Below are 14,399 nucleotides of genomic sequence, written 5' to 3' on the forward strand. Positions count from 1 at the left end.
CGTTGTCCTCCTCCCAAGGAACTCCCATGACCCGCACCGCCCTCATCACCGGCGCCACGTCTGGCTTCGGTGCCGCCGCCGTCCGTCGTTTCGCCGTCGCGGGATGGCGCGTGATCGCCACCGGGCGTCGCGCCGACCGCCTGCAGGCGCTGGTGGACGAAGTCGGCGCCGACAAGGTGCACGCCGCCGCCTTCGACATCCGCGATGAGGCGGCGATGGACGCCGCCCTCGCCACATTGCCGGAGGGCTTCCGCGACATCGATCTGCTGGTCAACAACGCCGGTCTCGCGCAGGGCACGCTGCCGGCACAGCGTGCGTTGCTGTCGGACTGGCGCACGATGATCGACACCAACATCACCGCGCTGGTCGTGTTGACGCACCGCCTGCTGCCGCAGCTGGTCGAGCGCAAGGGCGCCATCATCAACATCAGCTCGGTCGCCGGCGTGTATCCGTACCCGGGCGGCAATGCCTACGGCGGCAGCAAGGCCTTCGTCAGCCAGTTCTCGCTGGGCCTGCGCAGCGACCTGCACGGCACCGGCGTGCGCGTGACGACGATCGAGCCCGGCATGGCGGAAACCGAGTTCACCCTGGTACGCACGCACGGCGACCAGGCAGCGTCCGACAAGCTCTACACCGGTGCGAACCCGATGACAGCCGACGACATCGCCGAGTCGATCTTCTATGTCGCCACACTGCCGCCGCACCTCAACATCAACCGGCTGGAGATCATGCCGGTGACGCAGTCGTTCGCCGGGTTCCAGGTCGCGCGCGATGCGTAGAGCGGAGCTTGCTCCGCTGCACTCCGCCGGGTTGTCGTGATGCCGATGCCGCGTGCGTCGAGCAAGCTCGACTCTACGAGGTCCCGGGGCACGCGAAGTCAGCCCAGCGGCTCGTCCGACAGGTAGGTGTAGCCGGTCAGCCCGGCTTCGAGCGCATCGGCCAGATGCCGGGATTCATCGGCGGACAGACCCGCCTCGTCCACGCGCTGGCGATACACCGCGCGCAGGTCGTCCAGCCGGTACCCGACGTAGTCGAGCATCACGTCGGTGGTATCGCCGCGGCGCTGCTGGGTGAGCAGGTAACCGGTGCCGGCATCGGCGCTGACTTCGACCGCATCCGTGTCGCCGAACAGGTTGTGGATGTCGCCGAGGATTTCCTGGTACGCGCCGACCAGGAAGATACCCAGGCGATAGCTTTCGCCCGGCTTCATCGCATGCAATGGCAGCGAAGAGTCCAGGCCCTCATTCTCGACGTAGGTCTTGACCATGCCATCGGAATCGCAGGTCATGTCGGCGATGATGCCGCGGCGCGCCGGCACCTCGTCCAGGCGTTCGATCGGCACGATCGGGAACACCTGGTCGATCGCCCATACGTCGGGGATCGATTCGAACACGCTGAAGTTGACGAAGTACTTGTCGACCAGGCGCTCGTTGAGCTCATCCAGCAGGTCGCGGTGGCTGCGCTCGTCGCTGCTCAGGCGCGCGCGTACGGCATGCGCGATGGCGTAGAACAGGTCGTCGATGCGCGCCCGATGCACCAGGTCGATCTGGCCCAGCGCGTAAAGCGATAGGCCCTCGCTGTGGTGGTGCTGCGCTTCGTGGAACAGCTCGACGGCCGGCCGCGTGTCGAGTTCGCCATGGATCTCGCGCAGGTGGCGGATCACCGCGGGCTCGTCGTCGTGCGCCGGCGGCACGCGGCCTTCCGGCGCCTGCTCCACTTCCGACACGTTGACCACCAGCACGGCGTGGTGCGCCGTCATCGCGCGGCCGCATTCGGTGACGATCCGCGGCGGATTCAGACCATGCTGCTCGCAGGCTTCGGCCAACGGCTGCACGATGTTGCTGGCGTACTGGCCGATGCCGTAGTTGATCGAGCAGTAGCTGCGCGAGCGCGTGCCTTCGTAATCGATGCCGAGGCCGCCGCCGACATCGACGTGGCTGATGTTCGCGCCGAGCTTCGACAGCTCGACGAAATAGCGCGTCGCCTCGCGCATGCCGTTGGCGATGTCGCGCACGTTGCTGATCTGCGAACCCATGTGGAAATGCAGCAGTCCCAGCGTGTCCTGCAAGTCTGCCTCGCGCAGCTGCTTCCACAGGTCCAGCACCTGGCGTGGGGACAGGCCGAACTTGGCCTTGTCGCCACCGCTGTTCTGCCACTTACCCGCCCCGAGCGTGGCCAGGCGCATGCGCACGCCGAGGCCGGGCTTCACGCCCAGCGCGCGCGACTCCTCGATGACCAGCGCCAGTTCGGATGGCTTCTCGATGACGATGAAGGTCTGCAGGCCCAGCTTGCGACCGATCAGCGCCAGGCGGATGTATTCGCGATCCTTGTAGCCGTTGCAGACGATCAGCCCGCCAGGGCGCGACAGCGCCAGCACAGCCATCAGTTCCGGCTTGCTGCCCGCTTCCAGGCCGAAACCCTCGCCTGCATGCGAGGCCAGCGTACCTGCGACGCCGCGATGCTGGTTGACCTTGATCGGATACACCGCGGTGTAACCGCCCTTGTACTCCCAGTCCGCCTGCGCCTGAGCGAACGCGGCCTGCAGCTTGCCCAGGCGATCACCCAGGATGTCGGGGAAGCGCACGAGCAACGGCAACTGCGCGCCCTGCGCGCGCGCGGCATCGACCACCTCCGGCAGCGGGATCACCGGCCCCTGCACGCCTTTGGGCGACACCACGATCCGGCCGGCGGCGTCCACGTCGAAATACCCTTCGGCCCAGTGCGGGACGGAGTAGGTCTTGCGGGCGTGGTCGGTGGACCAGGACATGGCGGTTTTCCAGTGGGGTGGCGAACGAGCGCGCATTCTACAGGCTGCGGTCACATGGGTCCGTTACAATGCGGCCCGCTCGACGGCAGGCCCTGCCGTCGTTGCCACTCCCTTCACGCAGGACAGCCCCATGACCGCCAACGACACCTGGTTCATCGAACACTTCTCGCACACCGGCTCGGCCATCGGGTTCCGCACCACCGGCAAGCTGGACGAGGTGCAGTCGCCGTTCCAGAAGATCGAGATCTATGACAGCACCGACTGGGGCAAGCTGATGGTGATCGACGGCGCGATGATGCTGACCACGCGCGACAACTTCTTCTACCACGAGATGATCAGCCACCCGGTACTGTTCACCCACGCCGCGCCGAAGCGCGTGGTGATCATCGGCGGCGGCGACTGCGGCACGCTGCGTGAAGTGCTGAAGCACCCCGGCGTGGAGAAGGCCACGCAGTGCGATATCGACGAGCAGGTCACGCGCATGGCGGAGAAGTACTTCCCCGAGCTGTGCGAGTCGAACAACGATCCGCGCGCCGAGCTGCTGTTCGACGACGGCGTGGCGTACATGGCCAACTGCGCGCCGGGCAGCGTCGACGTGGTCATCGTCGACTCGACCGATCCGGTCGGTCCTGCCGAAGGCCTGTTCAACAAGGCGTTCTTCGAGAGCTGCTACCGCGCACTGAAGCCTGACGGCCTGCTGGTGCAGCAGTCGGAGTCGCCGCTGGCGCTGCTGGACCTGATCAAGGACATGCGCGCCGAGATGGGCAAGGCCGGCTTCCAGTCGTTCAAGACGCTGCCGTTCCCTCAGCCGTGCTATCCGACCGGCTGGTGGAGCGTCACGGTGGCCAGCAAGCAGGCCGGTTTCGATTTCGCCTTCCGCCAGGCGGACGCGGCGGCCACGCCGTTCGACACGCTGTACTACACCGCGCACCTGCATACCGGTGTGCTGGTGGCACCGCCGTTCGTGGCGAAGGCGCTGGGCGAGTAAGAGCACCGACCCCAGGAAAAAGCCCCGCTTCGCGGGGCTTTCTTTAACTGACATCCGATCACCGGCCCAGTAGCGCTTCTATCCGAGGACGTTCCCGGATGTCGCGATGGAACCCTGCCGGATAGACCGGCTCATATGCGGCCCCCTTGAGCAGGAAGATACCCCCGCCACCCGTGAGGTCATCCTGCATCGCGCCGAGTTCGTAGTGCCACATCGGCCACAACGGCACCTGCAGCGACGACGCCTTCGTTGCCGTGCGGGCGAACAGCACTTCCTGCACGCGCAAGGTCAGCTGCATCCGATTGTCTGATCCGGGCCCGGTGCGTGCCCGGCGGTCCGTGATGGGACGCCCGCTGCCATCCACCATGGCGACCGCCTTGATGGTGGCCATCACGACGAGATCGGCCTCATGCACCATCTCGTCGAGCGGCTTGGGCCGGACGGAAGTGGCGGCCGCCACCAAGGCCATGCAGGCAAGCAGCGCGCCCGTCGACCACAGCGCCACGGAGCGCTGCATTACAGCGCGTCGGCGTCCAACTCACCGGTGCGGATCCTCACCACGCGCTCCAGGTCGTAGACGAATACCTTGCCGTCGCCGATCTTGCCGGTGCCGGCGGCTTTCACGATGGCTTCGACCACCTGGTCGGCCTGCTCGTCGGTTACCGCGACTTCCAGCTTCACCTTCGGCAGGAAGTCGACGACGTACTCGGCGCCCCGATAGAGCTCGGTATGGCCCTTCTGCCGGCCGAAGCCTTTCACTTCGGTGACGGTGATGCCGGCCACGCCCGATTCCGCCAGCGCTTCGCGCACGTCGTCCAGCTTGAACGGTTTGATGATGGCCATGACCATTTTCATGCAGGGTGCTCCCGTCGATGCTGCCCGCAGGATAGCGCGACGCGACGGCGTGTGGTTGCGGCTACGGGCCTCATCGCGGTTCAATGGCCGCCTCGCCGCCGGATTTTCCCGACAGCGCTGCGCAGCGAATCCCGATGGCCGGCACCGGTGTCGGCCTCGCAAGCTCGATGCTCTGCCGGAGAACAGACATGATTGACCTCAACCACATCGACGACCTCGCCCGCCGCCTCAGCCAGCTGGTGCCACCCGGCCTGCGCGACTCGCAGGAAGAACTGCAGCAGACCTTCAAGTCCGCATTGCAGGCGGGCCTGGCGAAGCTGGACCTGGTGACGCGCGAGGAGTTCGACGTGCAACAGGCCGTCCTGCTGCGTACCCGCGAGAAGCTCGAATCGCTGGAAAGTACCGTCGCCACGCTGGAATCCCAGCTGGCCGACAAGCCCGCGCTGCGCTGATCCCGCCGCCATGAGTCTGGCCCTGGTGAACAGCCGGGCACGGGCGGGCGTGTCCGCACCGCCGGTCCGGGTGGAAGTGCACCTGTCCGGCGGCCTGCCGTCCACGCAGATTGTCGGCCTGCCCGAAGCCGCCGTGCGGGAGGCCCGCGACCGCGTGCGTGCCGCGATCCTCTGCGCGCAGTTCGAATTTCCGGCGCGCCGCATCACCGTCAATCTCGCGCCAGCGGACCTTCCCAAGGACGGTGGACGCTTCGACCTGCCGATCGCCCTGGGCATCCTCGCCGCCAGCGGACAGATCCGTCGCGAAGCGCTGGCGGAGTACGAGTTCCTCGGCGAACTAAGCCTGACCGGCGAACTCCGCGCGGTAGATGGCGTGTTGCCCGCGGCCCTCGCCGTCGCCGCCTGTGGCCGCACGCTCGTGGTACCCGAGCCCAGCGGTGCGGAAGCCGCGCTGGTGCGCCAGGGTCACGCCTGTACCGGACGTACATTGCTGGAAGTGTGCGCGCTGCTGGAGGGTCGCAAAGTCCTGCCGCCGGCCGTTGCGCCGCCGCCGTTACCGCCGTCCATTCCCGATATGGCCGACGTACGCGGGCAGGCGCACGCACGCCGGGCACTGGAGGTCGCTGCCGCAGGCGGCCACCATCTGCTTCTCATCGGTTCTCCGGGGTGCGGCAAGACGCTACTCGCGTCGCGGCTTCCCGGTCTGCTGCCGGATGCCAGCGACGCGGAGGCCATGGAGAGCGCCGCCATCGCCTCGGTCAGCGGTCGCGGACTGGATCCTGCGCGCTGGCGGCAACGCCCTTACCGGGCGCCCCACCACACGGCGAGTGCGGTGGCGCTAGTTGGGTGTGAATCTGCTAAGTGAATGCAACTCTTGTAAAGAGAGTGCAACTCGCAACTAGCTTCAGGTGGGCGCTACGCCGGAACGCATCGCCTAGTGGGGCTGCTCTTGCCCGGAGCGCGCACCGGCGCTTAGCACCAGATCCTCGATCGCGGCTACGAGTCTCGCAACCGCCGGCTCACTGCCTGGTAGTCCCGCGATCAGTTCATCCAGCAGCCGACCAGTCCCCGTGCGCGGAAGATCTCCAGTCATCGTTGGAATCCGCAAGAAATTGCATATTTTTTGCACGTTCTTCGACAGAAGAACCATCTGCCCACGCTCAAGTTTGGAGAGTTGCCCCGCATCTACCCCGGTTCGCTCTGCCACATAATTTAGCGTAAAACCCTTACTTTTTCGCGCTAGACGCATCCTCGCACCAAGTCGCGCCGCATCGTCTAGTGTCTTGAATCGCTCGGCCATATGTGCTAAATTTTTGCACATTATTTGCAAATGTACTAGGCATGGCGATTTACGTCGATTCGGAAGCAATTCGCTGGAGGGGCCGCGAGTGGTGTCACATGGTCGCCGACACCCTGGAAGAGCTCCCCGTCGCAGGATGCCCATGGCCAGCCAGCGGAGATCTGCTCGCCAATGCTCGATCGCCAATCCCGGCAAGACAGGTGCCGAGCGGCGAAGGGGGGTAGGCATCAAATCGATCAGGCCGGCGCCATGGGCGGGCCGTCGGATCTGGCGTGCCAAGGCTCGCAGACCGCCGAAGATGTCCAGTGCACTTTCCCTGGATCCACACCATGGTGCGCTGCCAACACGGTAGGCACGCTCAAGCTTACGCTGCCAACGAACTGCCGCTTGCACCGCTGGCCGGCCGGTCGCGGCCAAGGGCAAATCGCAGGCGAGGGTCATTGAGGTAGGGGAGCAGAAACTTGGCGTTGAAAAGCGCAGGTGTCCGGATACGATCTTCCGTGACCAACCTGAATCGCCAGCCCCGGTCCCGGGCATAGCGCGCCGCTGCGCGATAGCGCGGGCGCAGCTCACGCCACCGCCGTCGAAGCTCTTCGCGGTACTTCACCTCATACAGGACGGTCTCTACGTCATCCTGTTCAGGATTCTCACCTAGCCATCTCACCAGGACATCAGGTACGTAGGGGCGCCCGTCGGGGATCGGGATCTGGACCGGCTGGGGATCCCAACCCAAGACGTCGTTGCTGAACTCCAGTAGCGCGAAGAAATCTCGCTCCAATGAAGATTCGAAGCGCGCTGACGCGCCTTCAGAAAGTTTCTGGCTCGGGATAAGGCCGGTCAGTGCACGGCGACCGAGGCCGATCTTTCGGGCAGGAGGCAAGCGGCGCGGGAATCCGGTGGCATCACTAGGGTCAAATTCGAAACTAGTGTCATTGACTTTGGCGGATAGTTGCAACCCCTTCCTTGGCATAGCGCACTCCCGGTGTGTATCTGGCGGCGCACACGGTGGCAATTACTTTGCAAGTTGTCATTGGGGGAGGCGCACAGCCGCGTCCCGGCGAGATTTCGCTGGCGCACCACGGCGTGCTGTTTCTCGACGAACTTCCCGAATGGAACCGGGCCGCGCTTGAAGTACTGCGCGAGCCGCTAGAATCCGGCACGGTCACCGTATCCCGCGCTGCGCGCACGGCGGAATTCCCGGCCCGCTTCCAACTGGTCGCGGCCATGAATCCCTGCCCCTGCGGCTGGGCGGGCGATCCCAGCGGGCGCTGCCGCTGTGGCCCGGATCTCGTCCGACGCTATCGCAGCCGTGTCTCAGGCCCGCTATTGGACCGCATCGACCTGCATGTCCATGTGCCGCGCCTGCCACCGCACGAACTGCGCCCGGATGCGCCGGATGGCGAGGGCACCGCCGCCGTGCAGGCACGCGTGATCGCGGCCCGCCTGCGCCAGCACGGCCGCTGCGGCAAACCGAACGCACGCATGGGGCAGGCCGAAACGATGGCGCATTGCCGGCTTCAGCCACGCGACCAGGCCCTCCTGGAGCGCGCCGTCGAACGCCTGCAACTCTCCGCACGCAGCCTGCATCGCATCCTGCGGGTGGCGCGAAGCATTGCTGACCTGGCGGGAAGCGAGTCCATCGGGACCGCACACCTGACCGAAGCCCTGGGCTACCGGGGCGTGGATCGCGGCGGTGCAACATGACCTCCGGCCACGGCGATGGAGGATGGGGTGTGGTCTACTCGGGTCACACATATCGCTGGCGGACGTCCGGTCTGCCGTCCCCTTCCTGCCCTCCAGGAGTTCACACATGCGCCGTACCGTATTCCGTCTCACGTTGCTGGCTTCCACCGTCGCCGTCGCTTTGTCGGCCCAGGCGGCGGAAACCGCCGCCGACCGCATCGCCGGCACCGAGCTGATCGCGCGCGATGCCCTGTTCGGCAATCCTGAACGCGCCAACGTGCAGATCAGCCCCGACGGCAAGTACCTGAGCTGGGTGGCGGCCGTCGACGGCGTACTCAATGTCTGGGTCGCGCCCGCCGACAACCCGGCGCAGGCCAAGGCCGTCACCCAGGACAAGGCACGCGGCATCCGCAGCTATTTCTGGTCGTACCAGCCCGACACGCTGCTGTATCTGCGCGACAGCGGCGGCGACGAGGACTTCCACCTGTACGCGGTGGACCTGAAGAGCGGGCAGGCGAAGGACCTGACGCCCTTTCCGAAGACCACCGCCCAGGTCGCGGGGCTCAGCCCGACGCAGCCCGGCACGATCCTGGTCGGCATGAACGACCGCGACACCAAGTGGCACGACATCTACAAGGTCGACCTGTCCAGCGGACAGCGTACGTTGCTGGAGAAGAACGAATCCGAGATCGGCGGCTACATCGCCGACGCCGACTACCAGCTGCGCTACGCCACGCGCTCGCGTCCCGACGGCGGTACCGACGTGCTGAAGCGAGGCGCTTCGGGTGCCTGGGAGAAGATCGAAGACATCCCGTTCGAGGACGGTCTGACCACCAGTCCCGGCGGCCTGACGCTCGACGGCAAGACGCTGTACTTCACCGATTCGCGTGGCCGCAACACCGCCGCGCTGTTCGCCGTGGACGTGGCCAGCGGCAAGCGCACGCTGGTGCTGGAGGATGCGCGCGCCGATGTCGGCGGCAGCCTGTCCGATCCCGCGACCGGCAAGGTGCAGGCGGTGTCGGTCGACTACCTGCGCGACGAGTGGAAAGTGATCGATCCGGCGATCCGTGCCGATATCGAGAAACTCGACGCGATCGGGCCCGGCGACGTATCGGTCAACACGCGCACGCTCGACGACAAGACCTGGATCGTCGCGTACTCGGCGGCGGAAACGCCGCTGGTCTATTACCGCTACGACCGTCCGGCCGGCACGCTGACCAAGCTGTTCTCGGCACGCCCCAAGCTGGACGGCAAGCCGCTGGTGCCGCAGTGGCCGGTGGAAATCACCTCGCGCGACGACAAGACGCTGGTCAGCTACCTGACCCTGCCGCGTAGTGCCGACGCGAACAACGACGGCAAGGCCGATGCGCCGGTGCCGCTGGTACTGCTGGTCCACGGCGGTCCGTGGGCGCGCGACTCCTACGGCTACGGCGGCTACAACCAGTGGCTGGCCAACCGCGGTTACGCAGTGCTGTCGGTCAATTTCCGCGGCTCCACCGGCTTCGGCAAGGACTTCACCAACGCCGGCAACGGCGAGTGGGCCGGCAAGATGCATGACGACCTGATCGATGCCGTGCAGTGGGCCGTCAAGCAGGGCGTCACCACGGAGGACAAGGTCGCCATCATGGGCGGCAGCTATGGCGGCTACGCCACGCTGGCCGGCCTGACCTTCACGCCGGACACGTTCGCCTGCGGCGTGGACATCGTCGGCCCGTCCAACCTCAACACCCTGCTCAGCACCGTGCCGCCGTACTGGGCCAGCTTCTTCGAACAACTGGCCAAGCGCATGGGCGATCCGCGTACCGAGGCCGGCAAGGCATGGCTGACCGAGCGCTCGCCGCTGACCCGCGCCGACCAGATCAAGAAGCCGCTGCTGATCGGCCAGGGCGCCAACGACCCGCGCGTGAAACAGGACGAGAGCGACCAGATCGTCAAGGCGATGACGGCGAAGAGGATCCCCGTGACGTACGTGCTGTTCCCCGACGAAGGCCATGGCTTTGCTAGGCCCGAGAACAGCAAAGCGTTCAATGCCGTTGCCGAAGGCTTCCTCGCCCAGTGCCTGGGCGGCCGCGCCGAGCGGATCGGTGACGATCTCAAGGGTTCCAGCATCAGCGTGCCGACTGGCGCCGATGGCGTCCTCGGCCTGTCGGAGGCACTGAAGCGCCACACGCAGGAAGTGAAGAAGTAAGTCGTTCCCACCCTGACGACGAGGAAACGCCGGCACAAGCCGGCGTTTCCTCTTTCTGCATCCCTGCAAGCGCGGTCAGGCCGCCTTTTCCTTCTCGTAGAACTGCTCTTCCTCGGTCGAGCCCTTCAAGGCGGTGACGCTGGAGCTGCCGCCCTGGATGACGGTGGTGACGTCGTCGAAGTAGCCGGCGCCCACTTCCTGCTGGTGCGAGACGAAGGTATAGCCCTTCTCACGCGCGGCGAACTCGGCCTCCTGCACCTGCTCGACGTAGTGCTTCATGCCCTCGCCACGCGCATAGTCGTGGGCGAACTTGAAGGTGTTGAACCAGTTGATGTGGATGCCGGCCAGAGTGATGAACTGGTACTTGTAGCCCAGTGCCGACAGTTCGTCCTGGAAACGGGCGATCTGCGCGTCGTCCAGGTTCTTCTTCCAGTTGAAGCTGGGCGAGCAGTTGTAGGACAGCAGCTTGCCCGGGTGCTTCGCATGCACGGCTTGCGCGAACTCGCGGGCGAAGCCGATGTCCGGCGTGCCGGTCTCGCACCACACCAGGTCGGCATAGGGCGCGTAGGCGATGCCGCGACTGATCGCCTGCTCCAGGCCGTTCTTCACCCGGTAGAAGCCTTCCGCGGTGCGCTGGCCGGTGACGAAGGGCTGATCGTTGGCATCGAAGTCGGAGGTCAGCAGATTGGCGGCCTCGGCATCGGTGCGCGCCAGCACGATGGTGGGCACGCCCAGCACGTCGGCGGCCAGGCGCGCGGCCTGCAGCTTCTGCACCGCCTCCTGCGTGGGCACCAGTACCTTGCCGCCCATGTGGCCGCACTTCTTCACCGCGGCCAGCTGGTCCTCGAAGTGCACGCCTGCGGCGCCGGCGACGATCATGTTCTTCATCAGCTCGTAGGCGTTCAGCACGCCGCCGAAGCCGGCTTCGCCGTCGGCGACGATGGGCAGGAAGAAGTCGATCGCATCCTTCTCGTCGGCCTTGCCGTCGCAGATGTTCTTCCACTGGATCTCGTCGGCGCGCTGGAAGGTGTTGTTGATGCGACGGACCATCGTCGGCACCGAGTCGTAGGCGTACAGCGACTGGTCCGGGTACATGGTCTCGGAGGTGTTGCCGTCGGCGGCGACCTGCCAGCCGGACAGGTAGACCGCTTCCAGGCCCGCCTTGGCCTGCTGCATCGCCTGGCCGGCGCTGATCGCACCGAAGGCGTTGACGTAGCCCTTCTTCGCTTCGCCGTTCACGAGCTTCCACAGCTTCTCCGCGCCGCGGCGCGCCAGCGTGTATTCCGGCTGCAGGCTGCCGCGCAGGCGGACGACGTCGGCGGCGGCGTAGTCGCGCTTCACGCCGGTCCAGCGCGGATTGCTGTCCCAGTCTTTCTGGATGGTGTCGATCTGCTGTTGCTTGGTGCTCATGGCGGGCTCTCTTTCGTCGTGCGGACGTCGTGGGTGGGGGGTACGTCAGTCGATGCGGTCGTACGCGGGCAGGGTCAGGAAGTCGGCCAGGTCGTCGGCGCGGCTCAGGTGGTCGAGCAGGGCGATGGCTTCGGAGATGCGCTCGCCGCCCGGCAGGCGAGAGTGGTCGCCCAGCTTCGCGGGCAGCGCGGCCAGCGTGCGTTGCAGCAGCGCGTAGTCGATCTGGGTGCCGTCGCACAAGTGCACGTCCGGCGTGTGCAGCCACTGCCAGATCTGCGTGCGCGAGATCTCGGCGGTGGCGGCGTCTTCCATCAACCAGTGGATCGGCACGCAGCCGCTGCCGTCCAGCCACGCGGCCAGATAGCGCACGCAGACCTCGACGTTGCCTTCGAAGCCGGCGCGCGTGATGGTCCCCGTGGATGGCCGGATCAGGTCGTCGCGCGTGACCGCCACGTCCTCGCGCAGCACGCCGCGCTGGTTGGTCTGCGGCATGTGCTCATCGAAGATCGCCTTCGCCACCGGGATCAGCGCCGGGTGCGCGACCCAGGTGCCGTCGTGGCCGGCGGTGACTTCGCGCAGCTTGTCGGCGCGCACGCGGGCCATCGCCTGTTCGTTGGCGGCCTCGTCGTTGTTGATCGGGATCTGCGCGGCCATGCCGCCCATCGCATGCGCGCCACGGCGGTGGCAGGTCTGGATCAGCAGCTCCGAGTACGCCTTCAGGAACGGCTGCGTCATCGTCACCTGGCCGCGCTCCGGCAGCACCTTGTCGGCGTGGCGGCGGAAGGTCTTCAGGTAGGAAAAGATGTAGTCCCAGCGACCGCAGTTCAGGCCGACGATGCGGTCGCGCAGCGCGTGCAGGATCTCGTGCATCTCGAACACGGCCGGCAGCGTCTCGATCAGCACGGTGACCTTCATCTGCCCGTGCGGCAGGCCCAGCGCGGCCTCGATGTGCGACAGCGCGGTTTCCCACAGCGCCGCCTCTTCCATGCCCTGCAGCTTGGGCAGGTAGAAGTACGGGCCGCGGTCCTTCGCCTGCAGCGCGCGGGCGTTGTGCCAGGCGAACACCGCGATATCGAACAGGCCACCGGCGATCGGCGCGCCATCGATCAGTACATGCTTCTCGTCCAGGTGCCAGCCACGCGGGCGCACCAGCAGCACCGCCTGCTCGTCCTGCGGCTTCAGCGCGTAGTGCTTGCCGTTGTCGCCCGTGAAGGTCAGGTCCCCGGCGACCGCGCCGACCAGCGCACGCTGGCCGGTCAGCAGGTTCTGCCAGGTCGGCGAGGTGGAATCCTCGAAGTCGGCCATGAACACCTTCGCGCCCGAGTTCAGCGCGTTGATGACCATCTTCGGGTCGACCGGGCCCGTGATCTCCACGCGGCGGTCCTGCAGCGCGTTCGGCACCGGCGCCACCGTCCAGTCGCCCTCGCGGATCGCGCGGGTGTCGTCGCGGAAATCCGGCAGGCCGCCCCCGTCGAAGAAGGCCTGGCGCTCGCGGCGAGCCGCCAGGCGGGCCTGTCGCTCCGGCTCGATCGCACGATGGAGCGAGACCAGCAAGGCCAGCACGCCGGGCGGCAGCAGCGCGTCCTGGCCCGCCAGATTAGTGGTCAGGGCGATGCCGGGGGTGGGACGGTCGGCGCGGGTATCGCGCGTCGGCAGGGCGAATGCGGGGGCGGACATGGGGCTCTCCTGGCGTCTTGCTGGAGGCGCACAGTGCTCCTGATCCGAATTATTTGACAAAACAGTTTTGTCAATGCACTAAATAAGCTCAGCTAATAATTGGCTAGATCGTGAGCTCTAAAGAAGCGCCAACTCCGCGATTTCCCTACAAATCCGACCGGCTGAAGCCCCTGCGGGCCTTCTGCCAGACGGTGCGCCTGGGGTCGGTTTCAAGGGCGGCCGAGGCACTCTTCGTCAGCCAGCCGGCCATCACCCTGCAGTTGCAGGCGCTGGAGCGGGACCTGGGGGTCACCCTGTTCGAGCGCAGCGGGCGCCGGCTGTCGCCCAGCCGGGAGGGTCAGTTGCTGTACGAATTGGCACAGCCGCTGGTCGCCGGCCTGGACGGGCTGGACGCCACCTTCCGCGAGAAGGTCAGCGGACTGGAAGCCGGTGAGCTGAACGTGGCCGCCAACAGCTCGACCATCCTCTACCTGCTGCCGAAGATCGTGGAGCACTTCCGTCGGCAGCACCCGGACGTGAAGCTCACCCTGCACAACGCGGCCACCGCCGACGGCACCGACCTGCTGCGCTCGGATGCGGTGGATCTGGCGGTGGGTTCCGTGCTCGACGTGCCGGCGGATCTCAGCTACGCACCGGTCTATCGGTTCGAGCCGATGCTGATCACACCGCCCGACCACGCATTGGCGAAGAAGCGCGACCTGCGCCTGGAGGATCTGTCGCCCTACGGCCTGATCCTGCCGCCGAAGCGGCTGATCACCTACCGGCTGGTCGATCTGGTGTTCCAGCAGGCACGCGTGCCCTACACGGTCGCGCTGGAGGTGGGCGGCTGGGAGGTCATCAAGCAGTACGTCAGCATGGGCATGGGCATCTCGATCATCGCCTCGATCTGCCTGACCGACAGCGATCGCGACCGGCTGGCCGCGCGCTCGCTGGCGCAATGGTTCCCGTCGCGCAGCTACGGCGTGGTGGTGCGCAAGGGCAAGTTCCTGTCGCCGCAGGCGCGCGCCTTCATCGAATTGATCCAGCCGCACCTGTTCGAACGCCGCGAGTACGATGAGAGCGGACATTCCGAACGCTGA

The 14,399-nt window shown here is 66.4% G+C and carries 13 protein-coding genes and 2 pseudogenes; 8 read left to right on the forward strand and 7 right to left on the reverse strand.

Going from position 1 to position 14,399, the window contains the following annotated elements; genetic code table 11:
* The first annotated feature begins 26 nt into the window (after window positions 1-26).
* On the forward strand, window positions 27-779 hold the full coding sequence (locus tag AC1Q5B_RS02770; RefSeq protein ID WP_492630205.1) for an SDR family NAD(P)-dependent oxidoreductase: 753 nt from the start codon (window positions 27-29) through the stop codon (window positions 777-779).
* A 98-nt stretch (window positions 780-877) separates the two neighbouring features.
* On the opposite strand, the gene speA is transcribed toward AC1Q5B_RS02770, so the two are convergent.
* Complete coding sequence (gene speA / locus AC1Q5B_RS02775; protein ID WP_492630206.1) at window positions 878-2,767, reverse strand: arginine decarboxylase; 1,890 nt, start codon at window positions 2,765-2,767, stop codon at window positions 878-880.
* A gap of 130 nt (window positions 2,768-2,897) precedes the next feature.
* Between speA and speE the strand changes: the two genes are divergently transcribed.
* The gene (gene speE, locus AC1Q5B_RS02780) at window positions 2,898-3,755 is read left to right on the forward strand and encodes a polyamine aminopropyltransferase (RefSeq protein WP_492630207.1); all 858 of its coding nucleotides are present in this window, start codon (window positions 2,898-2,900) and stop codon (window positions 3,753-3,755) included.
* A gap of 58 nt (window positions 3,756-3,813) precedes the next feature.
* Here the strand turns inward: speE and AC1Q5B_RS02785 are convergent, their stop codons facing one another.
* Together AC1Q5B_RS02785 and AC1Q5B_RS02790 are read right to left on the reverse strand one after the other, a co-directional pair.
* The gene (locus tag AC1Q5B_RS02785; RefSeq protein ID WP_492630208.1) at window positions 3,814-4,272 is read right to left on the reverse strand and encodes a hypothetical protein; all 459 of its coding nucleotides are present in this window, start codon (window positions 4,270-4,272) and stop codon (window positions 3,814-3,816) included.
* Window positions 4,272-4,610, reverse strand: coding sequence for a P-II family nitrogen regulator (locus AC1Q5B_RS02790; RefSeq protein WP_492630209.1), 339 nt, complete (start codon window positions 4,608-4,610; stop codon window positions 4,272-4,274). The genes AC1Q5B_RS02785 and AC1Q5B_RS02790 overlap by 1 nt, the downstream gene beginning before the upstream one ends.
* 188 nt (window positions 4,611-4,798) lie before the next feature.
* Here AC1Q5B_RS02790 and ubiK point away from each other — a divergent pair, with 188 nt between their 5' ends.
* A complete protein-coding gene (gene ubiK, locus AC1Q5B_RS02795) occupies window positions 4,799-5,062 on the forward strand; it encodes a ubiquinone biosynthesis accessory factor UbiK (RefSeq protein ID WP_492630210.1) in 264 nt (87 codons plus the stop codon).
* A 10-nt stretch (window positions 5,063-5,072) separates the two neighbouring features.
* Window positions 5,073-5,909, forward strand: a pseudogene (locus AC1Q5B_RS02800) (magnesium chelatase domain-containing protein); the annotation flags it as partial.
* A gap of 87 nt (window positions 5,910-5,996) precedes the next feature.
* Here AC1Q5B_RS02800 and AC1Q5B_RS02805 read toward each other — a convergent pair.
* Window positions 5,997-6,383: a helix-turn-helix domain-containing protein gene (locus AC1Q5B_RS02805; RefSeq protein ID WP_492630211.1), complete on the reverse strand. Its 387-nt coding sequence runs from the start codon at window positions 6,381-6,383 to the stop codon at window positions 5,997-5,999.
* A 20-nt stretch (window positions 6,384-6,403) separates the two neighbouring features.
* Here AC1Q5B_RS02805 and AC1Q5B_RS02810 point away from each other — a divergent pair, with 20 nt between their 5' ends.
* Window positions 6,404-6,586 (forward strand): DUF4031 domain-containing protein, encoded by a 183-nt coding sequence (locus tag AC1Q5B_RS02810; RefSeq protein ID WP_492630212.1) that lies wholly within the window; start codon window positions 6,404-6,406, stop codon window positions 6,584-6,586.
* Between the two features lie 140 nt (window positions 6,587-6,726).
* Here the strand turns inward: AC1Q5B_RS02810 and AC1Q5B_RS02815 are convergent, their stop codons facing one another.
* The gene (locus AC1Q5B_RS02815; RefSeq protein WP_492630213.1) at window positions 6,727-7,317 is read right to left on the reverse strand and encodes a Tn7 transposase TnsA N-terminal domain-containing protein; all 591 of its coding nucleotides are present in this window, start codon (window positions 7,315-7,317) and stop codon (window positions 6,727-6,729) included.
* 32 nt (window positions 7,318-7,349) lie between these two features.
* On the opposite strand from AC1Q5B_RS02815, the pseudogene AC1Q5B_RS02820 reads away from it, so the two are divergent.
* A pseudogene (locus AC1Q5B_RS02820) lies at window positions 7,350-8,066 on the forward strand (ATP-binding protein); the annotation flags it as partial.
* Between the two features lie 106 nt (window positions 8,067-8,172).
* Window positions 8,173-10,233, forward strand: a complete 2,061-nt coding sequence (locus AC1Q5B_RS02825) for an alpha/beta fold hydrolase (RefSeq protein WP_492630214.1) — start codon at window positions 8,173-8,175, stop codon at window positions 10,231-10,233.
* 75 nt (window positions 10,234-10,308) lie between these two features.
* On the opposite strand, the gene aceA is transcribed toward AC1Q5B_RS02825, so the two are convergent.
* Both aceA and aceB read right to left on the reverse strand, forming a co-directional pair.
* Window positions 10,309-11,643, reverse strand: a complete 1,335-nt coding sequence (aceA, locus tag AC1Q5B_RS02830; protein ID WP_492630215.1) for an isocitrate lyase — start codon at window positions 11,641-11,643, stop codon at window positions 10,309-10,311.
* 45 nt (window positions 11,644-11,688) lie between these two features.
* Complete coding sequence (gene aceB / locus AC1Q5B_RS02835) at window positions 11,689-13,320, reverse strand: malate synthase A (RefSeq protein WP_492630216.1); 1,632 nt, start codon at window positions 13,318-13,320, stop codon at window positions 11,689-11,691.
* 110 nt (window positions 13,321-13,430) lie between these two features.
* Between aceB and AC1Q5B_RS02840 the strand changes: the two genes are divergently transcribed.
* Window positions 13,431-14,399, forward strand: coding sequence for a LysR family transcriptional regulator (locus tag AC1Q5B_RS02840; protein ID WP_492630217.1), 969 nt, complete (start codon window positions 13,431-13,433; stop codon window positions 14,397-14,399).

The organism is Pseudoxanthomonas sp. GW835-FHT14C01, assembly GCF_058793715.1.